Source organism: Enterobacter sp. SM3 (assembly GCF_009811935.2).
Lineage (GTDB): Bacteria > Pseudomonadota > Gammaproteobacteria > Enterobacterales > Enterobacteriaceae > Enterobacter > Enterobacter asburiae_D.
Genome location: NZ_CP099971.1, coordinates 3,467,347 through 3,490,340, shown reverse-complemented (window position 1 = coordinate 3,490,340; position 22,994 = coordinate 3,467,347). Strand labels below are relative to the sequence as shown.

Here is a 22,994-nt window from a genome sequence, read left to right as displayed (position 1 = left end):
AACCCGCCGCACTTTGTAGGCCGGGTAAGGCGCAGCCGCCACCCGGCTAAAGATCCCCCATTAGATGCTCAACCAAAAGCGGAATCGGTCTTCCCGACGCCACGCTACGTCCGTTTTCTCGCCACAGCGCCGTACCGCTAATGTCCAGATGGGCCCACGGAATGGTTGTCGGGCAGAAGTGATGCAGCAGCCACGCCGCCGAGGCGCTGATCGCCGCATTGTTGGTCGGCGTGTTGCACAGATCGGCAATCGCGCTGTCGGTCTGCTTTTTCAGCCGCGCATCCAGCGGCAGGGACCACACTTCATCGCCGCTCTGCTTACCCGCCAGCGTTAGCGCCGCGCGCAGCGGTTCATCCTGTGTCATCAGCCCGCTCAGCTCATACCCCAGCGCCTTCACGACCGCACCGGTTAAGGTCGCCATATCAATAATATAGCGCGCCTGCGGATGGCGCTGGCTGGCCCAGGCGATGGCGTCCGCCAGCACCAGTCGGCCTTCGGCATCGGTGTTGTTGATTTCAACGGTGGTCCCGTTGCAGGCCGTTGCTACCGTGCCGGGCTGCATAGCGTCAGGGCCGATGGTGTTTTCTGCCAGCGCCAGCACGCCCATGATGCGAACGGGAAGCCCCAGCTCTGCGACGGTCAGCATCAGGCCCAGCACGTTAGCCGCGCCGCACATGTCGTATTTCATGGTGTACATGCCCGCGCCTTCCTTCAGCCACAGGCCGCCGGTATCGAAGGTAATGCCTTTACCCACATAGCAGCGCACCGGGCCGTCGCTGGCACCGTCATAATGAATCGCCAGCAGACGTGGGGGACAGGTCGCCCCTTTGCCGACGGCGTGCAGCAGCCCCAGACCCTGCTCAACGATCTGCTTTTCATCCAGTGCTTCACACCGCAGGGCGGGGAAGGCGGCACACAGTTTTTGCGCCTCTTCCACCACAAACTGCGGCGTGCAGCGGTCGGACGGGATATCCGCCAGACGTCGCGCCGCGACCATGCCGCAGGCGATGGCCTGCTGCTGGCGGAAAATAACCGCCAGTCGGTCCTGCTGTTCGGGTAAACAGAGCGCGGTGATGCGCTCAAGACGAACGCTGTCACTGGTTTTCTTCAACTGCAAATCGCTTAGCCTGTGCGCCTGATTAAAGAGAAAACGCAGCACCTGCGCCAGGACCACATCGTCGATATTAGTAACGTCCAGTATCAGCTCGGGGCTGACGGGCGAGGCCAGCAGCGGGCGCAGCGCCGCCAGTAATCCTTCGGTCAGGCTATCCTGCCAGAGCGCATCGGGCAGCAGGGTGATCCGGGCAAACGGGGCGCAGCCAAAGCGGGCATCCGCGATGCCGTCAGACTCGCGCATTTCCGCGACCAGCGCCGTTTCGGGCAAATGCGTACAGGAGGTGGAGGCAATCAAATGGCTTTGCGGAGCCGCGTCAGAAAGCGTTGTAATAAACTGATACGTAATCATCATGACTCCTCAATCGGCGCGCGGATCCGCGCGGCATAGGCCTGCATCCACGCATTGTCTACCGCGTGATAATGCGTTTTCTCCCGCAGGCGTTCGGTACGAAAAACGGTGAGGGGCTGGCGAGCCGTCGCTACCACGAACGAGAAGGTTTTGATGTTGGTGGCGGCACCAAATTCACCCCTGTTGTTCATGCACACCACGGAGAGATCGCCCACGCGGCCAAAGCGCGACATCAGCTTGTCCTCCAGTTCGAATACCACCGAATCCGCCGCCTGCTGCGGGGTCATACCCTGCGCCATGCGGCGGACGATTTCGTAGCTGGTGCAGCCTTTCATCAGATCTTCACCGACGCCCGTGGCGGTGGCGGCGCCGGTTTCGCTGTCACAGTAAAAGCCGGAGCCAATAATGGGTGAATCCCCGAGTCGACCGCGCTTTTTCATGAACAGGCCGCTGGTGGAGGTGGCGACGCTCATCGAGCCCTGCTTATCGAGGCCGATAATGCCGACGGTGTCATGTCCATCGTAAGGGCTTAAACCTTTATCCAGCGTTTCGCGGCAGCGCTTGCGGTAGTGCTGCATCGCGCGGTCAGTGATCATGGTTTTGTCGGCAAAGCCCTGGCTCAGCGCCCATTCCCGCGCGCCCTGGCCGACCAGCAGGCTGTTGTAGCGCTGGCGGCTTAACGCATGCGCCACGCGCACCGGGTTGGCGATATCCACCAGGTTGCCCACGGCACCAAACGCCAGCGTATCGCCGTCCATGTAGGCGGCGTCCAGCTCCACCTCGCCATTTTCGGTGGGCAGTCCGCCGTAGCCGACGGATTTATAAAACGGAAAGTCTTCGACGGCGGCGACGGCATCCACCACCGCAGCGGAGACCGGTTTCCCCGCAGCCAGCGCGGACGCAGACTCCGTAACGCCTTCAAGCGCCATTCTCCAGGTCGCGATAATTCCCCACATGCTTTACTCCTGTTTTGCAAGGGTGGTGTCGGTTTGCGTAACGGTGGCCATTTCCGCCGCGCGGTACTGTTTGTCCACTATACGCATGAAAGGCAGGTACAGCATGGCGCCAATCAGCACGTTAATAAGCTGCATCACGCTGCCGCTCAGGTGCCCGGTGACGATAAAACCGCTGATCACCGGCGGCAGCGTCCAGGGAATAAACACCCCGGTGGTGACGGCAACCGCGCCAATCTTCATCGCCGCATACTGCACGGTGACCAGCACCAGCGGCACCAGGTTGAACGGGATAAGCATGATCGGGTTCATGATCACCGGCAGGCCAAACAGGATCGGTTCGTTGATGTTAAACACCGACGCCCCGGCGCCGAGGCGCGCCACTTCACGCATGTTTTTGCTGCGGGCGAAAATCAGCATCGCAATCACCAGCGACAGCGTGGCCCCCGCGCCGCCCATCCAGATCATGTCAAAAAACTGTTCGGTGATAATGTGCGGCGGCGTCGTGCCTTCCTGAATCGCGGCGATGTTGTCGGTCTGGTTCTCCATCCACAGCGGGCGAATGATGCCGTTAATCATCGAGCCGGAGTTAATGCCCACGGACCACAGAATGGTGATGCTGAACACCGTCATCAGCGCGCCAAAGTAGGAGGTGCCGTAGTGGCGCACCGGCGTGGCAACCACTTCGTAAATAAACTGGTGGATGGTGTTGTAGTGGGTGTTTTCAAACACGATGCGGATACCCAGCACCAGAATCATCACCAGCAGGGCCGGGATCAGCGCGGCGAACGACTCCTGCACCGCCGGAGGCACGCCGTCCGGCATTTTTATCACCAGTTTTTTGCGCTTCAGCCAGCAGAACAGCTCCGTCCACAGCAGGGAACCAATCATCGCCACGAACAGCCCTTTGCTGCCAATCCACTCCACCGGAATGACGGTAATGCCGCCGTTTTCCGCCACTTTGATAAAGGGCGTCAGGATGAGAAAGGCGACCAGCGCCAGGATGCCGCAGGAGATGCGATCCTCACCGTAGTGTTCCGCGAGGCGGAAGGCGACCAGGAAGCTGATGAACAGCGACATGGTGGAGAACACCGCGTTGAACGGGATTTCGATAATGGCGCTCCAGCTCTCACCAAAGGCCTGAGACATAAACTGCTGATAGGCTTGATTCGGGAACGACGAGATCACCAGCAGAATAGAGCCGACGATGATAAACGGCATGAAGGAGACGTAGGCGCCGCGAATGGCCCCGAGATGACGCTGCTGGGCCGTTTTGGCCGCCAGCGGCATCAGTTTTGCTTCGAGAAATCCCAGAACATTGTTCATTGTGAACTCCGTACAAGATTGAGGGGTGTTGTTTGTGTTATGTCTGGGGATTATCAGTGAAGCGTGGCGAGCGAAAGGTGAAATCGGTCACAAAGCAATCGCTGACGTAGTATAAATCTCATAAGATTGGTTCTGAGGATCCTGCGATGGAAATTAAACTGCATGCTAATGCCACCACCACACCGCGCATCCGTCGCTATCTTCAGCAGTCAAATAAAAGCGACAGAGAGCTGGCCACGGAGCTGGGTATTTCGGTCACTACCGTCAGGCGCTGGCGCAACCGCGAGCAGGTTTCGGATAACCATACGACGCCAAAAATGATACACAAAGCATTGAGACAGGAGCAGGTTGCGCTGGTCAATTCCCTGCGGGATATCACGGGTGCCCCGCTGGATGAACTGCTGCAGATGGTCAATAACGGACTCGGGATCGCCGTCTCCCGCGCGACCCTGAACCGCTACCTCAAACCGGCTTCGGTAAAGCAGAAGGGCGCGACGTTGCAGGGGAAAAAGGCGCTGAAGGCAGGCATCGTGCCGCAAAAACTCCTGTTACATCATCAGCCTCTGTCTCTGCATATGGACGATGGCGGGGAACAGCATCTGCTCTGGGCGCGTGAACCCGTGAGCGGCTGGTGCTACGCCCGGCTGTACGCGGGCATTTCTCCGCCGCTGCTGGCACACTGGGCGAACGACGCGCTGGAAGCCTGTCCGGCGGATATTCAATCTGTTGAGACTTTTGGTTTAGAGGTGAAGCTAAAGGAGCGCAATGCCACCGTAACGGTGCATCCGCAGCAGTACCGCGCCGTTCAGGTTGCTCTGCCGCTATGTGAAATCATCCCACGCCTGAACAGTGAACCGGCAGGCGAGCTGTTGATCCAGCTGTGCGAATTTTACAATCGGGGAAAAACGCAGAAAAAGCTGGGAGAGAGTACGCCGCAGGCCTTTCTGGAAGCGCTGCGGCATAAGGACTAGAGGATCTCGAGCACGTCTTCCGGCGGACGTCCAATGCGCGCCTGGCCGTTCGCCACCACAATCGGGCGCTCAATCAGCTTTGGATTTTCAACCATCGCCTGGATCAGCTCAGCCTCGGTGAGGCTGCTGTCATCCAGGCTAAGCGACTTATACAGATCTTCTTTCTGGCGCATCAGCTCTCTTGCACTGCCCATTCCCAGCATGTGCAGCAGCTGGCGGAGGGTTTGCGCATCGGGTGGGGTGTCAAGGTACAGCACCACCTCCGGCTCAACGCCGTTAGACTTTAGCAGGCTCAGGGTATCGCGGCTCTTGGAGCAGCGAGGGTTGTGATAGATTTTTACGGCGTCGGTCATGACGTGAATTCTCCTTTATTACATCTTCTCGTAAGGCTTAAAGCGCTGCTGCAGGGCGCGCAGCTGATCGATACGCGCGTCGTAACGGGCCTGCTGGAGGCTGCCGAGTTTGACCTGCGAGCTGGCGCTGCTGAGCGTGGAAATCGCCTGATCGAGACGGCCCACCAGGGCAAAACCTTCGGCACGCGCCGCCAGCTCCTGATCGCGGTTGCCAAGCTGGGCTTCCGCCTGAGCGAGCAGATCCCAGCCGTTTTGATCGTCTTTATTATTAAAGGTGTAGCGGTTCAGAATGGTCGCCGCTTCGCCAGGCTGACCGCCCTGTAAGTAAGCGTTCGCCAGGTTAAGCTGCAGCACCGGGTTGGTACGGACGTCTTTCGCCCCTTTCAGACGGTTGATCGCATCGGCCGTTTTCTTCTGCCCCAGATCGATATCCGTCGACAGATCGAGGTACCACGGGTTGTTCGGATCGGCCGCGAGAAGCGGCTGCAGCGCTTTACGCGCTTCGTCGTATTTGCTGGCTTCCATCGCCTGGAGCGCCTGACCATACTGCGCGGCATTTTTCTCACGCACGTTGCCTTTCGCCAGGGAATCCAGCAGGTCGCTGGTGAGCTGGTTACGCCCGGAATTGTACATCCCCAGGGTTCTCACCTTCGCCATGTAGAAATCCTGTGAAGACTGGACCACGACCGGACGCATCTGGTTGGCACGGTTACGCGCGTCCGACAGACGGCTTTCAGGTAACGGGTGCGTCAGCAGGATTTCCGGCGGACGGGAAGAGTAACGCGCCTGATCGAGCAGTTTTTCGAGGAAGCTCGGCATGGCCTGCGGGTCAAAGCCCGAGCGCTGCAGCACCTGAATCCCGATGCGGTCTGCTTCCTGTTCGTTTTGCTGGGTAAAGCTGATCATCCCCTGGCGCGTTCCCGCCAGCGTACCGGTCAGGGCTGCCATCCCGGCCTGCGGGCTGGCCATCGCCAGCAGAATAGAGCCCAGCGCGCCCACCCAGGTGAGGGGGGCGTTACGTTTCTGATCTTCCATGGCACGCGCCAGGTGGCGCTGGGTGACGTGCGAAATTTCGTGCGCCATCACCGAGGCCAGCTGGCTTTCGTTGTCAGAGTAACGGAATAACGCCGAATGCAGCACCACGTTACCGCCAAAGAAGGCGAAGGCGTTGATTTCGTCATTATTGATTAAATAGAAATGGAAGGGCGTTTTCACCGAGTCGGCGTGCGAAACCAGACGCATCCCCAGCCCGTTAATGTACTGTACCAGCAAAGGGTCGTTAATCAGCGGGGCGCTGCCGCGCAGCTGGCGAACATAGTAATCCCCCATTTGCATCTCTTGCCCAATAGAGAGCGTGCTTCCTGCTGTGGTGCCCATGTCCGGCAATGAATCGGACGAGTCAGCAAAAGCGGGTAACACCTGACCGACCGTCACCGCGGCAATCAGTGTTGCAACCAGTGTTTTTCTCAACTGCCTGAACATAACCACTGTCCTGTATGTTGGATGTGCTAATTTGACCGATGAACCGGCTTATCGTTCATCTCTGCTGCCCTGCGAGTGTAGCCGTGTTACCGCATGAAGAAAATCCCATTCATCAGGCTTTTGCGGATTGCGATCGGGATACAAAAAGCGAAAGTCTTTTTTGTGACAGTTAGATACAATTCACCGTCTCACTCCCGCCATTCGATTCAGGGAAGGGTTGTATGCTCGAAATGTTAATGCAGTGGTACCGGCGTCGGTTCAGCGACCCGGAAGCCATTGCTTTGTTGGTTATTCTGGTTGCCGGGTTCGGTATTCTGTTCTTCTTCAGCGGCCTGCTCGCGCCCCTGCTGGTGGCGATCGTGCTGGCGTACCTGCTGGAGTGGCCAACGGTGCGCCTGGAACACATCGGCTGTTCCCGACGCTGGGCGACCAGCATCGTCCTGGTGCTGTTTGTCGGCATCCTGCTGTTAATGGCCTTTGTGGTGATGCCCGTGGCCTGGCAGCAGGGGATCTACCTTATCCGCGATATGCCCGGCATGCTGAACAAGCTTTCTGATTTTGCCGCCACGCTGCCGCGCCGTTACCCGGCCCTGATGGATGCCGGGATTATCGACGCGATGGCCGAAAATATGCGCGCTCGCATCATGACGATGGGCGATTCGGTGGTGAAGTACTCCCTGGCCTCGCTGGTCGGGCTGCTGACGCTGGCGGTTTACCTTGTCCTCGTGCCGCTGATGGTCTTCTTCCTGGTGAAAGATAAAGACCAGATGCTCAACGCCGTGCGCCGTATTCTGCCGCGCAACCGCGGGCTGGCTGGGCAGGTCTGGGAAGAGATGAACCAGCAGATCACCAACTACATTCGCGGCAAGGTGCTGGAGATGATTGTCGTGGGGGTCGCCACCTGGATTGGCTTCCTGATTTTCGGCCTGAACTACTCGCTGCTGCTGGCGGTACTGGTGGGGCTGTCGGTCCTGATTCCGTACATCGGCGCGTTTGTGGTGACCATTCCGGTTGTTGGGGTCGCGCTGTTCCAGTTTGGGCTGGGGACAGAGTTCTGGAGCTGCTTCGCGGTGTACCTGATTATTCAGGGGCTGGACGGTAACCTGCTGGTACCGGTGCTGTTCTCCGAAGCGGTGAACCTGCATCCGCTGGTGATTATCTTGTCCGTGGTGATTTTCGGCGGGCTGTGGGGATTCTGGGGCGTGTTCTTTGCGATTCCGCTGGCGACGCTGATTAAAGCCGTGGTCCACGCGTGGCCGGATGTTCCTGCGGTGGAAGAGAAATAGGTTTTGTGCGGGCTGATGCCCTCACCGCGACCCTCTCCCACGGGGAGAGGGGGAAAACACTAAAAACGGCAACCAGGTTGCCGTTTTGCATTTATCTTGTAGGTCGGGTAAGGCGAAGCCGCCACCCGACACTCACTTTCAGGCACTTTGTTTCAGCCAGTTCAACACCACGTCGTGGTGGTTGCTGGTTTTGAAGTCGTCAAACACATGTTCAACTTTACCGTCAGCGTCAATCAGGAAGCTGATGCGGTGAATGCCGTCGTAGGTTTTACCCATAAACGTCTTCTCGCCCCAGACGCCGAACTGCTCGCACACCTGATGGTCTTCATCAGAAAGCAGCGTGAAGTTCAGCAGCTCTTTTTCAGCAAATCGCGACAGCTTTTCTGGTTTATCCGTGCTGATACCCAGCACTTCCACGCCGACTTTTTTCAACTCGTCCATGTTGTCGCGTAAGCCGCAGGCCTGTACGGTGCAGCCGGGGGTCATGGCTTTCGGGTAGAAATAGACCAGAACACGCTGTCCCTGGAAGTCGGTCAAATTTACTTGCTCGCCGTCTTGATCCGGTAAGCTAAATTTCGGTGCGATGTCACCGGCTTTCAGTGGGTTCATTACTCAACTCCATCCTGTTCGTGCTGCGAATAATTGACGACGCTTATACTGCCCTGCGCGTTTAATTCTGTACAGAGGGCTTTGAACGCTTGCTCGATATTTGACGCATCCTGCGAGGCAGGGCTGTGCGCGGTAATTTGAATAAACAGCACTGGAAGACCCTGGTCATCGCTTGTCTGCGTACGGGAAACCAGTTCGGCAATATTCATCTGATGACTGTCAAACAGCGCCGTGAAACGCTCAATCAGATGTGGAGAATCAGGTACTTCAACCTGCACCCAGACGGTAGAAGGCAATGCCGGACGCGGACGCGCGGTGGTGCGCTTCATGACAATCAGCAAATCCAGTTCGGCCCCCTTCAGTGGCAGGGTCGATTCAATCAACGTAATGGCATTCCATGTCCCGGAAAGCAACATAATAAATGTGAACTCTTCGCCAAGCATGGCCAGACGGCTGTCTTCGATATTACAGCCGCAGCTGCTTACGTGGCGGGTGATGGTGTTCACGATACCCGGCCTGTCGGCACCCAGCGCAGTGATAACCAGGTAATGTTGTGATGAGGTTGTCAAACCTGTTCTTCCTTTGCATGGTTAAGTCTTCCTAAGGAAAGCATAAAAAAAACATGCATACAACCGCCTGAGAGCCTCAGGTCGCTTGCTTTTATTACAGTTCCAAACGTAACATTGAGGCTCTTGTTCGCACAGAGGATGGCTCATGTTCACGGGAAGTATTGTCGCGCTTGTTACACCGATGGATGAAAAAGGTAATGTCTGCCGGTCAAGCATGAAGAAGCTCATTGATTACCATGTCGCCAACGGAACCTCGGCGATCGTTTCGGTAGGGACTACCGGTGAATCCGCAACGCTGAGCCACGACGAGCACGGCGATGTGGTGATGCTGACCCTGGAACTGGCTGACGGACGTATTCCGGTCATCGCGGGGACAGGGGCGAATGCAACCGCAGAAGCTATCAGCCTGACCAAACGTTTTAACGACAGCGGCATCGTTGGCTGTCTGACGGTGACCCCTTATTACAACCGTCCTACTCAGGAAGGTTTGTTCCAGCACTTCAAAGCCATCGCTGAACATACTGACTTGCCACAAATTCTGTATAATGTGCCGTCCCGTACCGGTTGCGATATGCTGCCGGAAACCGTTGGTCGTCTCTCGGAAGTAAAAAATATTATCGGTATTAAAGAGGCGACAGGGAACTTAAGCCGCGTTCATCAGATCAAAGAGCTGGTTTCAGACGACTTTATCCTGTTGAGCGGTGATGATGCGACCGCGCTGGACTTTATGCAGCTCGGTGGCCATGGCGTGATCTCCGTAACGACAAACGTTGCGGCGCGCGATATGGCAGAAATGTGCAAACTGGCCGCAGCCGGTCACTTTGATGAAGCGCGTGTCATTAACCAGCGTCTGATGCCGCTGCACAATAAATTATTTGTCGAACCCAATCCGATCCCAGTGAAATGGGCATGTAAGGAGTTGGGACTTGTAGCATCCGACACGCTGCGTCTGCCAATGACACCGATTACCGACCACGGTCGTGACATCGTCAGGGCGGCGCTGAAGCATGCCGGTTTGCTGTAGAGTTTAGGGAGATTTGATGGCTTATTCAGTACAGAAGTCGCGCCTGGCGAAGGTTGCGAGTGTTTCGCTTGTTATGCTGCTCGCTGCCTGTAGTTCAGATTCGCGCTACAAGCGCCAGGTGAGCGGTGATGAATCCTATCTGGATGCGACCCCGCTTGCTGAACTTCACGCACCGGCTGGTATGATCCTGCCGATTCAGAACGGCGATTATAATATTCCCGTGACCAACGGCAGCGGCCTGGTCGGTAAAGCGCTTGATATTCGTCCACCAGCACAGCCTCTGGCGCTGGTCAACGGGGCGCGTACCCAGTTCACCGGTGATACGGCGTCTCTGATGGTTGAGAGCGCGCGCGGTAGCACCCTGTGGCCGCAGGTTGTCAGCGTCATTCAGTCGAAGAACTACACCATCGATAAACGCGATGACGCCAGCCAGACGTTAACCACCGACTGGATCGAATGGAACCGTCTGGATGAAGATCAGCAGTACCGCGGTCGCTATCAAGTCTCCGTAAAACCACAGGGTTACCAGCAGGCGGTTAACGTTAAGCTGTTGAACCTGGAGCAGGCGGGCAAACCGGTTGCGGATGCCTCGTCCCTACAGCGTTACAGCACCGAAATGCTGAACGTGATTGCCGCAGGTCTGGATAAAACCGCTACCGATGCCGCCAACGCCGCGCAGAGCCGCAGCGGCGCGTCCTTTGATGTGCAAAGCGGCGCGGATGATACCGGCCTGCCAATGCTGGTGGTTCGTGCACCGTTTAACCAGACCTGGCAGCGTCTGCCAGCGACGCTGGAAAAAGTGGGCATGAAAGTGACCGACAGCACGCGTTCAACCGGCAGCATGACGGCAACGTATAAGCCGCTCTCCGACAGCGCATGGCAGGAACTGGGCGCGAAAGATCCTCAGCTTGCCTCCGGTGACTACAAGATTCAGGTAGGCGACCTTGATAACCGCAGCAGTCTGCAGTTTATCGATCCGAAAGGTCACACGCTGACCCAGTCGCAGAACGATGCGCTGGTCGCTGTCTTCCAGGCAGCATTCAGCAAATAAATACGAGGGCTGGTGAATCCAGCCCTTTTTATTTTAGTGCCACGCAAACGTGTGCGTGGCATAATATCCCCAGTTTTGAACACAAATCATCACACCAGGAGTAATGAAGATGCAGAAGCAAGCTGAGTTGTATCGTGGCAAAGCGAAGACCGTATACAGCACGGAAAACCCGGATCTGTTGGTGCTCGAGTTCCGCAATGATACGTCAGCAGGGGATGGCGCACGCATTGAGCAGTTCGATCGTAAAGGCATGGTGAACAACAAGTTCAACCACTTCATTATGACCAAACTGGCCGAAGCGGGTATCCCGACCCAGATGGAAGCGTTGCTGTCCGATACGGAATGTCTGGTGAAAAAACTGGATATGGTTCCGGTTGAGTGCGTTATTCGTAACCGTGCGGCGGGCTCCCTGGTGAAGCGTCTCGGCATTGAAGAAGGTATCGAACTGAATCCACCGCTGTTCGACCTATTCCTGAAAAACGATGCCATGCACGACCCGATGGTCAACGAATCCTACTGCGAAACCTTCGGCTGGGTGAGCAAAGAGAACCTGGCGCGTATGCAGGAGCTGACCTATAAAGCCAACGACGTGCTGAAAAAGCTGTTTGATGACGCGGGCCTGATCCTCGTCGATTTCAAGCTGGAGTTTGGTCTGTTCAAAGGCGAAGTGGTGCTGGGCGATGAGTTCTCACCGGACGGTAGCCGCCTGTGGGATAAAGAAACCCTGGATAAAATGGACAAAGACCGTTTCCGTCAGAGCCTGGGTGGCCTGATTGAAGCGTACGAAGCGGTTGCTCACCGTTTAGGCGTTAAGCTCGACTAACTCCCTCACTTGCCAAAGGATGTTCCCATCCTTTGGCGTCTTACCCTTGTTTCCTATGGTAATCTTGCCGTTAACCGCCTACGATCATAGCTATTATAAATGGAATAGTTCGAGGTGGTTATGCGCTGGCAAGGGCGTCGTGAAAGTGACAATGTAGAAGACAGACGCAGTGATGGTGGCGGCGGTCCTTCAATGGGTGGGCCAGGCTTCCGGTTACCCAGCGGCAAGGGCGGCATCATCCTGCTGATTGTGGTTTTAGTCGCGGGCTACTACGGCGTTGACCTCACCGGGTTGATGACCGGTCAGCCGCTGCAGCAGCAGGAGCATTCTCAGCGCTCCATCAGCCCGAATGAAGATGAAGCGGCCAAATTTACCTCCGTTATTCTCGCCACAACAGAAGACACCTGGGGTCAGCTGTTCGAGAAGATGGGGCGTACCTACCAGCAGCCGAAGCTGGTGATGTACCGGGGGGCAACCCGCACCGGATGCGGTACCGGGCAATCTGTGATGGGGCCGTTCTACTGTCCGGCAGACGGCACCGTCTATATCGATCTCTCTTTTTACGATGACATGAAACGCAAGCTTGGCGCTGACGGTGATTTTGCCCAAGGCTACGTGATCGCGCATGAAGTCGGCCATCACGTGCAAAAGCTGCTGGGGATTGAGCCAAAAGTGCGCCAGCTTCAGCAAAATGCGTCTCAGGCGGAAGTGAACCGCCTTTCCGTTAAAATGGAGCTGCAGGCAGACTGCTTCGCGGGCGTCTGGGGCCACAGCATGCAGCAGCAGGGCGTGCTGGAATCCGGCGATCTTGAGGAGGCGTTAAATGCCGCTCAGGCTATCGGTGACGACCGTCTTCAGCAGCAGAGCCAGGGGCGCGTCGTGCCGGACAGCTTCACTCACGGTACCTCACAGCAGCGCTATAGCTGGTTTAAACGCGGCTTCGACAGCGGCGATCCGGCGCAGTGTAATACCTTCGGCAAAGCGATGTAATGCTGGAGTTTGAACAGCTGACAGGCGAGCTTGAGCGCACCGGCCATCGTCGGCTGGTGGTGCTCAGCGGCGAGGCGCAGTGGACGTTAAGCCAGGCGGTCGCCCTGCGTGACGCCTTACCCGGAGACTGGGTAAGGCTTGACGAACATCCTTCAAAAGCCATCAGCGGCCTGCTGGGACGCGAGTTCCGGCATGCCGTTTTTGACGCCAGCGCCGGGTTTGATGTCGCCGCGTTTGCCGCCCTGAGCGGAACGCTGAGCGCCGGAAGCCTTCTGGTGCTGCGGGTTCCGCCGCTCGACGCGTGGGCCGAGTTGCCAGACAGCGATTCACTGCGCTGGAGCGACGGCGCCGAAGCGATAGCCACTCCGCATTTTGTACACCATTTCTGCCGGACGATTGCCGCCGACCCCGACGCGATTGTCTGGCATCAGGGCCGCGCGTTATCCCTTCCGCCTTTACCCGACGCGCCTGACTGGCAGCCTGCCAGCGGCGCACCGCAGCGCGAGCAGGCTGAGATCCTGGATGTGCTGCAGGGGATGGCGGAGGGCATCGTGGCAGTCACCGCCGCGCGCGGGCGCGGAAAATCAGCCCTGGCGGGCATGCTGCTGAACCGCATTGCGGGCAGCGCCGTGGTCACCGCGCCGTCGAAGGGGGCGACGGATATCATCGCCCGCTTTGCCGGAGAGCGTTTTCATTTTATGGCCCCGGACGCGCTGCTTGCCTCTTCACACCGGGCTGACTGGCTGATTGTCGATGAAGCCGCTGCGATCCCCGGCCCGCTGCTGGAAAAGTTAGCTGTCCGTTTCCCTCGCGTGCTGTTGACCACCACGGTGCAGGGATATGAAGGGACGGGCCGGGGATTCTTGCTTAAATTCTGCGGTCGGTTTGCCGGGCTGCAGCGCTACAGTTTATCGACACCGGTGCGCTGGGCGGCGGGCTGCCCGCTTGAGCGGGTTGTCGCCAGCGCGCTGCTGTTTGACGATACGCTGATCGACCGCCGCCCGGAAGGAGAGGTGCGTTTAATCTCCCTGACCCCGGAGGCCTGGGAACGCCGTCCGGCGCTTGCAGCGAGCGTATACGAGCTCCTCTGTGCGGCGCATTATCGCACCTCACCGCTCGATTTACGCCGCATGATGGACGCGCCCGGGCAGCGGTTTGCCGTTGCCGAAACGAATCCGGATATCGCCGGGGCGCTCTGGCTGGTAGAGGAGGGCGGGCTATCCCCTGAGCTTAGCCGCGCCGTGTGGGCAGGGTACCGGCGTCCGCGCGGTAACCTGGTGGCGCAGTCTCTGGCGGCGCACGGCGGCTCTCCGCTGGCGGCGACGCTCAGAGGACGACGGGTGACCCGCATTGCCGTACATCCTCACCGTCAGCGGGAAGGGATTGGCAAGGCGCTTGTTCGCAGCGCCAGCGGCGAAGATTATCTGTCGGTGAGCTTTGGTTATACCGATGAGCTGTGGCGTTTCTGGCAGCAGTGCGGGTTTGTGCTGGTGCGGATGGGCAGCCATCGTGAAGCCAGCAGCGGCTGCTACACCGCGATGGCCTTGCTGCCGCAGAGTCAGGCAGGGCGTCAGCTGTGCGAGCAGGCGCAGCAGCGCCTGAAGCGCGATGCGCGGGTGTTATCGGCCTGGAACGGTGAAAAGATCCCCGTGGAGGATGGCTGGGAAGCTACCCTTAATAATGACGACTGGCTGGAGCTGGCGGGGTTTGCTTTCGCGCATCGGGCGTTTTCAACCTCGGTTGCCGCACTGACGCGGCTGTTGTTAACCGTGGACATGCCGCTTCCGGCCCTGCGTGGGAAAATGGCAGGGAAAACGGAAAACGTCGGGCGAAAAGCGTTGCTGGCAACGTTGCGCAGTGAAACCGCGCAAGCGATTGAACGTCTTGACTATCCGCGCAGCCAGCAGCTGAAAGAAGATATTTTGCAATGGCAATTTTTTCAATGACTTCTTCAGTAAAGTGGCATGGTCATTCACGTCGCGAGGCGTAGAATCCAGGTCATCTATTAAGGAGACCACCATGAAACACGACCATTTTGTTGTTCAAAGCCCTGACAAACCGGCTAAACAGTTACTGCTTCTGTTTCATGGCGTTGGCGATAATGCCGTCAATATGGGGCAGATTGGCAGCTGGTTTGCGCCCGTTTTCCCCGAAGCGCTGATTGTCAGCATCGGTGGCGTAGAGCCATGTGGTCCGAATGGGCGCCAGTGGTTCTCTGTTCAGGGCGTGACGGAAGAGAATCGTCAGGCTCGCATCGACGCCATCATGCCGACCTTTATCGATATCGTCCGCTACTGGCAGCAGCAGAGCGGCGTGGGTGCCGACGCGACCGCGCTGATTGGCTTCTCGCAGGGGTCAATCATGTCGCTGGAAAGCGTAAAAGCGCAGCCGGGTCTGGTTTCACGCGTCATCGCGTTTAACGGCCGTTTTGCGACGCTACCGACCAGCGCGACCACGCAGACCACCATCCACCTGATCCACGGTGGTGAAGACCGGGTGATTGAGCTCTCGCATGCGGTTGCCGCCCAGGAAGCGCTGATTCGCGAAGGTGGGGATGTGACGCTGGATATCGTTGACGAGCTGGGCCACGCGATTGACGACCGTAGCATGCAGTTCGCGCTCGATCGTTTGCGCTATACCGTACCGAAGCACTACTTTGATGAAGCGCTCAGCGGCGGTAAGCCGAATAACGATGATATTGTAGAGTTTATGTGAGGTTTTTCCCCCTCACCCCCAGCCCCTCTCCCCAAAGGGGCGAGGGGGGTTTTGTTCCCTCTCCCCTATGGGGAGAGGGTTAGGGTGAGGGGACGTAACGATTACTTCTTCTGGTCCTTATTCGGCCAGTCGTCGTCATCGTCCCACTTGTCGTTAAAATCACGGTGCGGGGGAAGATCCGGTTTGTTGGCGAGAAATTTTTTATGGTCAACGCGCTTAAGATCTTTAATCACGTTAAGCAATACGCCAACCAGAAAAACTAACACCAGAATCCACCAGTACTTTGAAAGCCAATCCATTCGCTATTCCTCTCTGAGCGTTCGTCAGGCGACGAGTTGCTCCATAATACGTTGATACATACGGGCCAGCAGTTGCAAATCTGCCGCATTGACACACTCATTGATTTTATGAATGGTTGCGTTCACTGGACCCAGTTCGACAACCTGGGCGCCCATTCGGGCGATAAAGCGTCCGTCTGAGGTGCCACCCGTTGTCAGCAGCTGTGGCTTAATTTCATTATAGTGCTCGATGGCGTTCACCACCGCATCCACCAGTTTACCGCGCTGCGTCAGGAACGGCTGGCCGGAAAGCCACCACTCTACGGTGTAACGCAGCTGATATTTTTCCAGCAGGGCGACAATGCGCGCCTTGATCATCTCATCGGTCAGTTCGGTGCTGAAGCGGAAGTTAAACTGGACGAAGTAGTCGCCTGGGATCACGTTGTTGCTGCCGGTCCCGGCCTTGACGTTCGCAATCTGCATGCTGGTTGGCGGGAAGAATTCGTTGCCTTTATCCCACTCGATGCCCACCAGTTCGCTCAGCATTGGCGCAGCGCGATGAACCGGGTTATCGGCCAGATGCGGGTAAGCAACGTGCCCCTGAACGCCGTGAATGGTCAGGTTACAGGTCAGCGAGCCACGGCGCCCGTTTTTGACGACATCACCCACCACTTCGGTACTGGACGGCTCACCGACCAGACAGTAGTCGAGACGCTCGTTACGCGCCATCAGCGCTTCAACGACCTTCACGGTACCGTTATGGGCACTGGCTTCTTCGTCGGAGGTGATTAAAAACGCCAGACGGTTTTTGTGGTTTGGATGCTGAGCCACAAAGCGCTCTGCCGCCACGACCATCGCCGCCAGGGAGCCTTTCATGTCTGCCGCGCCGCGACCAAACAGCATGCCATCGCGGATGGTCGGTTCAAACGGCGGGTTAATCCAGCGATCCGCGTCACCGGCGGGAACGACGTCAGTATGCCCGGCAAAGGCCAGCGTTTCACCCTGGCCGCGCCACGCCCAGAAGTTCTGGGTATCGCCAAAATCCATGCGTTCAACGGTGAAACCGATGGCACGCAGGCGCTCAATCATAAGTGCCTGACAACCTGCGTCGTCCGGGCTAAGGGAAGGACGGCGAATAAGCTGCTGAGTCAGCTCAATGACCGGGCATGACATAAACTACACCTCAACGAAAAAAGTCGGAATAAAGGGTTTCACTGAAACCCAGCAGCATAGGCTGCCCTGGCGCGCAGAGCAATGGGCGTTTGATAATTGCCGGCATCTCGAGCATCAGTTTTGCCGCGCTGTCGGCGTTGTTGATGCTGGCGCGCAGAGATTCGTCGAGTTTACGCCAGGTGGTGCCGCGGGTATTCAGCAGGGCTTCCCACCCCAGTTCGCCGATCGCGCTATGCAGAAATTCTGCATCAAGCCCGTCTGCACGGTAATCGTGGAAGCGGTACTCCACGCCGTTTGCTTCCAGCCAGCGGCGGGCTTTTTTGATGGTGTCGCAATTTTTAATGCCGTACATCACAACCATGGTGAATCCTTTTGACCTAATGATGATTAAATGTTCAGTAAATTCGAAGATATATCCTTAAGTGGAATATAACACATTCAGGAATCGTCTGGATTTACACTTCTTTTTAATTCAACTCACATCTGTACGCTGAATATTCTTTCATCATTTAAGCATAGATGTCCATACGGTTTAAATTTTGAATAAACTCAGCGGGTAAAATAAAACTCACCCGTCCGTAGGGTTATTTCAAAATATTGCTAGCCGTCACAAAAAATTGAGTCCTCTCCGTTCATATTTATCATAAATCCCCGCAGGACGTGGGGTACAATCACAGCAATTGGTTAAATAGTCTTCACAATGATGGTCCGTTTTTGTAGAATGCGCATAATAATAAGAGAGGTTGTTATGATTGAACGTGAACTGGGGAACTGGAAAGATTTTATCGAAGGCATGCTTCGTAAATGACATTCAGTAAGAATTGCAAGAGCACTAAAATAAGTAAAATAACCATAGTGTGAATTAATCACACAATAAAAAGGCGGCCGATAAAGCCGCCTTTTTTTATTTCAACCACTTACTCAGCACGTTCCTTTAACGGGAAGCGACGACGCACCAGCACAAAGAACAACGGTACGAAGTAAATGGCCAGAACGGTGGCCGAAATCATGCCGCCCATCACCCCCGTTCCGACGGCATGCTGGCTGCTGGAGCCTGCACCCGTGCTGGTTGCCATCGGCAGTACGCCAAAGACAAACGCCAGCGACGTCATCAGGATGGGACGTAAGCGCTGACGGCAGGCGTGCAGCGTGGCGGCCATCAGCTCGTGGCCTTTGGCATTCATCTCGTTGGCAAACTCAACGATCAGAATGGCGTTTTTCGCCGACAGGCCGATAACGGTAAGTAGCCCGACCTGGAAGTACACGTCGTTCTCCAGGCCGCGCATCCAGGTCGCCAGCAGCGCGCCGATGACGCCCAGCGGAACCACCAGCATCACCGAGAACGGCACCGACCAGCTTTCATACAGCGCGGCGAGACACAGGAACACCACCAGCAACGACAGCGCGTACAGGGCAGGCGCCTGCGCGCCGGAGAGGCGTTCCTGGTAAGACATCGCCGTCCACTCCAGGCCAAAACCGGTCGGTAGCTCCTGCACCAGTTTTTCCATGATATCCATTGCCGTACCGGTACTGACCCCCGGCGCGGCTTCACCCACAATTTCCAGCGCGGAATAGCCGTTATAGCGTTCCAGGCGCGGCGATCCGCTTTCCCAGCGCGAGGTGGCAAAGGCGGAGAACGGCACCATGCCGCCCGCGTTGTTACGTACGTACCAGCGGTTGATATCGTCCGGTAGCATGCGGTATTTGGCGGCGGACTGAACGTACACTTTCTTCACGCGGCCGCGATCCATAAAGTCGTTCACGTAGCTGGAGCCCCACGCGGTTTGCAGCGTGTCGTTAATATCATCGATGGAGACGCCAAGCGCCTGCGCCTTACGCTGATCGATATCCACCTGCAGCTGCGGGCTGTCGTCCAGGCCGTTGTGGCGAACGCGGGTCAGCTGGGGATCTTTACCTGCCAGATCGAGCAGCTTGTCGCGGGCGGCCATGAGCGCGTCGTGGCCCGCGCCCGCGTGATCCTGCAGCTCCATATCAAACCCTGCCGAACTGCCGAGGCCGCTGATGGCCGGAGGGCTGCTGGCAAACACCCGCGCCTCTTTAATGTGGCTGAAGGCTTTAGTCGCGCGCTCAATAATGGCAAACGAGGAGCCTGTCTCGCTGTCGCGCTGGTCCCAGTCCTTCAGGCGCACGAACATTCGCGCCACGTTCTGCCCGTTACCGCCCGGGCCAGAGCCGACGGTGGAGAAGACCGATACAACGTTATCTTTCTCTTTGGTATGGAAATAGTCCTCAACCTTTTGCACCACCTTTAGCGTCTGCTGCTGCGTTGAGCCGCTCGGCAGCTGAACGGAGGTGATAAACATGCCGCGATCCTCCAGCGGCAGGAAGGAGGTCGGCAGACGCAGGAACAGGAACACCATGCCGCCCAGCAGCAGAACGTAGACCACCATCCAGCGCACGCTGCGGTGCAGGATCTTGCCCACGCCCGCCTCGTAGCGCGCGGCGTTGCGGTTGAACATGCGGTTGAACCAGCCAAAAAAGCCTTTCTGACCGTGATGCTCGCCCTTGTGTAAAGGTTTAAGAAGAGTGGCGCACAGCGCCGGCGTCAGGATCAGCGCCACCAGCACCGAAAGCACCATCGCAGAGACGATGGTAATCGAAAACTGACGGTAAATCGCGCCGGTGGTGCCGCCAAAGAAGGCCATCGGAATAAACACCGCCGAGAGCACCATCGCGATGCCGACCAGCGCGCCCTGAATTTGCCCCATCGATTTTCGCGTGGCCTCGCGCGGCGATAGTCCTTCTTCGCTCATGATGCGCTCGACGTTTTCCACCACCACGATGGCATCATCCACCAGCAGGCCGATGGCCAGCACCATCGCGAACATCGTCAGGGTGTTGATGCTGTACCCGAACGCGTAAAGCACCGCAAACGTCCCCAGCAGCACCACCGGAACGGCAATGGTGGGGATCAGCGTCGCGCGGAAGTTTTGCAGGAACAGGTACATCACCAGGAACACCAGCGCGATGGCTTCCAGCAGGGTCTTCACCACGTCCTCAATCGACGCTTTAACGAAGGAGGTGGTTTCATAGGCGACTTTGTACTCCAGCCCGTGCGGGAAATACTGTGAAAGCTCGTCCAGACGGTCCAGCACCAGTTTCGCCGTGGCCATTTCGTTCGCGCCGGAGGCAAGCTTAATCCCCAGGCCGGAGGCCTGATTACCGTTGAAGCGGCTCAGGTAGTCGTATTTCTCCGCGCCCATTTCCACCGTGGCGACGTCGCCCAGGCGCACTTCCGACCCGTCCTGATTTACCCTCAGGGTAATATTTCTGAACTGCTCGGGCGTCTGGAGCAGGGACTGTGAGTTGATGGTGGCGTTCAGGGCCTGATTATCAACGGACGGCGTACCGCCGAGCTGGCCCACGGCAATCTGGGCGTTCTGCGATTCGATAGCGTCGGTGACGTCTTTGGCCGTCATCTGCACGCTGTTCAGCTTGTTAGGGTCCAGCCAGATGCGCATGGAATACTGTGAACCGTAGGCGTCGATATCCCCCACGCCGTTAATACGGCTGAGTGGATCCTGAATATTACTCGCCACGTAGTCTGCAATGTCCTGCTTATCCATCGAGCCATCTGTCGAGACAAACGCGATGGTCAAAATGTTGGTATCACCGGTTTTACGCACGGTCACACCCTGATTCTGCACCGCCTGGGGCAGCTTGCGCATGGCCGACTGCAGCTGGTTTTGTACCTGCTGCACCGCTTCGTCCGGGTCGGTACCCGCCTTAAAGCTCAGGGTCACCGTCGCCTGGCCCGTGGCGCTACTTTGCGAGGACATGTACATCAGGTTATCCAGACCCGTCATGTTCTGCTCGATAACCTGCGTCACGGTGTTTTCCAGCGTTTGTGCGGAAGCGCCGGGATAGTTTGCGGTGACGCGCACGTTAGGCGGTGCCAGATCGGGGTATTGCTCAACAGGAAGTGAAGTAATCGCCAGGACACCTGTCAGACACAACAGGATGGCAAGCACCCAGGCAAAAATGGGGCGATCGATGAAAAAATTCGCCATGAAAGTGTGACCTCGTTTTGCTGCACGTCATTATTGTTTATTGCCCGCATAACTTTAGCGGTAAGGGCCAGGTCAAACGTGGAGAAATAAAGGAGATAATGTAAATTATCATGCGCTTTTCCCTGCGCTTCCCTCTTTACCGTTATTTACCCGTTAACGGCGCGGGCACCGGGAACGTCACGCTGACCAGCGTGCCGCCGTTTTGCGGCTGCGAGAAGTGCAGCATTCCGCCGAGCCGTTGCGCGCGTTCGCGCATAATGTTCAGGCCGTAATGTCCCGGCGGCTCGCTGGCTTCGCCGATCCCGATGCCGTTGTCACGAATGCTGACGCTGTGCGTACCGTCCACCGCGGTCACGCAGCTTACGGTGATCTCGCTGGCCTGCGCGTGCTTAATGGCGTTCAGCACGGCCTCACGCACGATCTGCAGTAGATGCACCTGCTTTTGCGCGTCCAGCGCCAGCGAGGAAAGGCGGCAGTCAAGATGCAGCTTCGCCTGCGTCTGGCTCTGCAGGACGTCAAGCGACTCCTGCAGCGCCGCGGGTAAATTCGCGTGGTTCAGCGTCAGGCGGAAGGTGGTGAGCAGCTCTCGAAGCTGCTGCCAGGCATTGTTCAGCTCGCGGGAGAAGTCGGAGATGATGGTCTGCGCCGGAGTATTGTCCTCCGGCACGGCGCGTTTGAGCAGGGCAAGCTGAATGCGCAGATACGACAACACCTGCGCCAGCGAATCGTGCAGCTCGCGGGCGATGGTGGCGCGCTCTTCCATCAGCAGCAGCTGTTGGTAATGCTTTTGTGCCTGGTTAAAGTACAGCCCGCGCCCGAGCATGGTCGCCACGCTTCTCATCAGCGGAAGGGGGACGCTGTCCGTCTCGCTTTGCCAGCGCAGCTCGCCGTAAAGGGTGTCCTGCATCAGTACCGGCAGGTTTTGCAGAGGAGTGCCCTCAGATTCCGTCCCTTCACACAGCCGCCAGTCGTCGCTGGTGCGCAGTTCCAGATAATTCATCTGCGTATAGTCATGGACAATCTGCAGGATATGCCGGAAGCAGTGGCTGTCTATCTGGCCGGTATTCAGCGCCTGAGAGCACTTGAACAGCATGTCGAGCTGCTGGTGGGCTTCATGCAAATGCCGCGTCTTTTCCGCAACCGAGGCCTCAAGCGAACGGTAAAGCGTAGCGAGCTCGGCGGACATGTGGTTGAAGGCGCGGGAGAGTTGCCCCAGCTCGTTCGGCAGGGCTGTATCCGGCGCCGGGGTCGCAAATTCCCCTCGCTCAACCCGTTCACTGGCCGCCACCAGATTGTTCAGCGGCAGCACCACCTGGCGACGGATGCGTCGCAGGGTAAACAGCGTCAGGAGCAGGATCCCGAGAGCGCCCGCCAGCGAGAGCAGGGTCACCGTCTGAATTTTATGTTCGGTGTAGTGCTGAAGGGCGAGCACAAAGGCATCAATGCGGCCAACAAAATCCTCAATGTGGGTTTGATACCACGCGCTGTCGCCGCGGGCGATGTGCGTATCCATCTCCAGCCAGGCCACGTGCAGCTGCTGGTAGCGCGCTTTAACATTGTCCGGGACGTACCAGCGGTTCAGCTTCTGCAGTGCAGGCGCGCTCAGCGTCTGTTGCCAGCTGTTGCGATGCGCCGCAAGGGAAGGGCTGTTGCGCTGCATCTCATAGCCCAGACGATAGCTCTGCATGCGCAGCGAACCCGCGATATTGATAGCTTCGGCGTCACGCTGGCTGCTGGCAAGCGTCAGCAGCGCGACGGTGCTGGTCAGCACGGATAAGACAATGATCGAAAAGAAAGCCCAGGCAAGGCTTCCGGAAACGGGTCGTTTAACGGTCACAAAACGGCTCTCTGAATAAAATTGATCTGCCACAGGTTCACTGTAAATAATTCGGCGT

Annotated in this window: 21 protein-coding genes; 9 read left to right on the top strand and 12 right to left on the bottom strand. The window is 57.4% G+C overall.

Going from position 1 to position 22,994, the window contains the following annotated elements:
* Window positions 1-46: 46 nt before the first annotated feature.
* From GVO84_RS16325 to celB, 3 genes are read right to left on the bottom strand one after another with little or no spacing between them, the layout of a single operon-like run.
* The gene (locus GVO84_RS16325; RefSeq protein ID WP_159515657.1) at window positions 47-1,465 is read right to left on the bottom strand and encodes a leucyl aminopeptidase family protein; all 1,419 of its coding nucleotides are present in this window, start codon (window positions 1,463-1,465) and stop codon (window positions 47-49) included.
* Entirely contained in the window at window positions 1,465-2,421 is a 957-nt protein-coding gene (locus tag GVO84_RS16320) for a N(4)-(beta-N-acetylglucosaminyl)-L-asparaginase (RefSeq protein WP_159514666.1), read from the bottom strand. The genes GVO84_RS16325 and GVO84_RS16320 overlap by 1 nt, the downstream gene beginning before the upstream one ends.
* Before the next feature lie 3 nt (window positions 2,422-2,424).
* Entirely contained in the window at window positions 2,425-3,744 is a 1,320-nt protein-coding gene (gene celB / locus GVO84_RS16315) for a PTS cellobiose transporter subunit IIC (RefSeq protein WP_159514665.1), read from the bottom strand.
* A gap of 146 nt (window positions 3,745-3,890) precedes the next feature.
* Between celB and GVO84_RS16310 the strand changes: the two genes are divergently transcribed.
* The gene (locus GVO84_RS16310) at window positions 3,891-4,715 is read left to right on the top strand and encodes a helix-turn-helix domain-containing protein (protein WP_159514664.1); all 825 of its coding nucleotides are present in this window, start codon (window positions 3,891-3,893) and stop codon (window positions 4,713-4,715) included.
* On the opposite strand, the gene arsC is transcribed toward GVO84_RS16310, so the two are convergent.
* On the bottom strand, window positions 4,712-5,068 hold the full coding sequence (gene arsC, locus GVO84_RS16305; RefSeq protein ID WP_159514663.1) for an arsenate reductase (glutaredoxin): 357 nt from the start codon (window positions 5,066-5,068) through the stop codon (window positions 4,712-4,714). The genes GVO84_RS16310 and arsC overlap by 4 nt on opposite strands.
* An 18-nt stretch (window positions 5,069-5,086) precedes the next feature.
* Window positions 5,087-6,550, bottom strand: coding sequence for a beta-barrel assembly-enhancing protease (gene bepA / locus GVO84_RS16300; protein WP_029739967.1), 1,464 nt, complete (start codon window positions 6,548-6,550; stop codon window positions 5,087-5,089).
* A 221-nt stretch (window positions 6,551-6,771) separates the two neighbouring features.
* Here bepA and GVO84_RS16295 point away from each other — a divergent pair, with 221 nt between their 5' ends.
* A complete protein-coding gene (locus tag GVO84_RS16295; RefSeq protein ID WP_061714661.1) occupies window positions 6,772-7,836 on the top strand; it encodes an AI-2E family transporter in 1,065 nt (354 codons plus the stop codon).
* 138 nt (window positions 7,837-7,974) lie between these two features.
* Here GVO84_RS16295 and bcp read toward each other — a convergent pair whose 3' ends face one another.
* The gene (bcp, locus tag GVO84_RS16290; RefSeq protein WP_014171119.1) at window positions 7,975-8,445 is read right to left on the bottom strand and encodes a thioredoxin-dependent thiol peroxidase; all 471 of its coding nucleotides are present in this window, start codon (window positions 8,443-8,445) and stop codon (window positions 7,975-7,977) included.
* Window positions 8,445-9,014, bottom strand: a complete 570-nt coding sequence (locus GVO84_RS16285; RefSeq protein ID WP_029739969.1) for a glycine cleavage system transcriptional repressor — start codon at window positions 9,012-9,014, stop codon at window positions 8,445-8,447. Before GVO84_RS16285 ends, bcp begins: the two co-directional genes overlap by 1 nt.
* A gap of 145 nt (window positions 9,015-9,159) precedes the next feature.
* Between GVO84_RS16285 and dapA the strand changes: the two genes are divergently transcribed.
* The 6 genes from dapA (at window position 9,160) to ypfH (ending at window position 15,617) form a co-directional block, all read left to right on the top strand.
* Window positions 9,160-10,038, top strand: coding sequence for a 4-hydroxy-tetrahydrodipicolinate synthase (gene dapA, locus GVO84_RS16280; RefSeq protein WP_121425182.1), 879 nt, complete (start codon window positions 9,160-9,162; stop codon window positions 10,036-10,038).
* A 16-nt stretch (window positions 10,039-10,054) separates the two neighbouring features.
* Window positions 10,055-11,089, top strand: a complete 1,035-nt coding sequence (gene bamC, locus GVO84_RS16275; protein WP_159514662.1) for an outer membrane protein assembly factor BamC — start codon at window positions 10,055-10,057, stop codon at window positions 11,087-11,089.
* Window positions 11,090-11,198: 109 nt separating this feature from the next.
* Window positions 11,199-11,912 carry a phosphoribosylaminoimidazolesuccinocarboxamide synthase gene (gene purC, locus GVO84_RS16270; protein WP_023332985.1) on the top strand — a complete coding sequence of 238 codons (714 nt, stop codon included), beginning with the start codon at window positions 11,199-11,201 and terminating at the stop codon, window positions 11,910-11,912.
* Window positions 11,913-12,032: 120 nt separating this feature from the next.
* A complete protein-coding gene (gene ypfJ, locus GVO84_RS16265) occupies window positions 12,033-12,902 on the top strand; it encodes a KPN_02809 family neutral zinc metallopeptidase (protein WP_032659348.1) in 870 nt (289 codons plus the stop codon).
* Window positions 12,902-14,848: a tRNA(Met) cytidine acetyltransferase TmcA gene (locus tag GVO84_RS16260; RefSeq protein WP_159514661.1), complete on the top strand. Its 1,947-nt coding sequence runs from the start codon at window positions 12,902-12,904 to the stop codon at window positions 14,846-14,848. The genes ypfJ and GVO84_RS16260 overlap by 1 nt, the downstream gene beginning before the upstream one ends.
* Window positions 14,849-14,921: 73 nt before the next feature.
* The gene (gene ypfH, locus GVO84_RS16255; RefSeq protein WP_159514660.1) at window positions 14,922-15,617 is read left to right on the top strand and encodes an esterase; all 696 of its coding nucleotides are present in this window, start codon (window positions 14,922-14,924) and stop codon (window positions 15,615-15,617) included.
* Between the two features lie 101 nt (window positions 15,618-15,718).
* Here ypfH and GVO84_RS16250 read toward each other — a convergent pair whose 3' ends face one another.
* Genes GVO84_RS16250 through GVO84_RS16240 form a run of 3 tightly spaced genes read right to left on the bottom strand, consistent with a single transcriptional unit; the run spans window position 15,719 to window position 17,429 of the window.
* On the bottom strand, window positions 15,719-15,916 hold the full coding sequence (locus tag GVO84_RS16250) for a hypothetical protein (RefSeq protein ID WP_023308751.1): 198 nt from the start codon (window positions 15,914-15,916) through the stop codon (window positions 15,719-15,721).
* 24 nt (window positions 15,917-15,940) lie between these two features.
* Window positions 15,941-17,068 carry a succinyl-diaminopimelate desuccinylase gene (gene dapE, locus GVO84_RS16245; RefSeq protein WP_121425186.1) on the bottom strand — a complete coding sequence of 376 codons (1,128 nt, stop codon included), beginning with the start codon at window positions 17,066-17,068 and terminating at the stop codon, window positions 15,941-15,943.
* Window positions 17,069-17,078: 10 nt separating this feature from the next.
* On the bottom strand, window positions 17,079-17,429 hold the full coding sequence (locus tag GVO84_RS16240; protein ID WP_023332980.1) for an ArsC family reductase: 351 nt from the start codon (window positions 17,427-17,429) through the stop codon (window positions 17,079-17,081).
* Window positions 17,430-17,816: 387 nt separating this feature from the next.
* Here GVO84_RS16240 and ypfM point away from each other — a divergent pair, with 387 nt between their 5' ends.
* Complete coding sequence (gene ypfM / locus GVO84_RS16235) at window positions 17,817-17,876, top strand: protein YpfM (RefSeq protein ID WP_015572204.1); 60 nt, start codon at window positions 17,817-17,819, stop codon at window positions 17,874-17,876.
* A gap of 109 nt (window positions 17,877-17,985) precedes the next feature.
* Here the strand turns inward: ypfM and acrD are convergent, their stop codons facing one another.
* Window positions 17,986-21,099: a multidrug efflux RND transporter permease AcrD gene (gene acrD / locus GVO84_RS16230; RefSeq protein WP_159514659.1), complete on the bottom strand. Its 3,114-nt coding sequence runs from the start codon at window positions 21,097-21,099 to the stop codon at window positions 17,986-17,988.
* A 142-nt stretch (window positions 21,100-21,241) separates the two neighbouring features.
* On the bottom strand, window positions 21,242-22,936 hold the full coding sequence (gene narQ / locus GVO84_RS16225; protein ID WP_159514658.1) for a nitrate/nitrite two-component system sensor histidine kinase NarQ: 1,695 nt from the start codon (window positions 22,934-22,936) through the stop codon (window positions 21,242-21,244).
* Window positions 22,937-22,994: the final 58 nt, after the last annotated feature.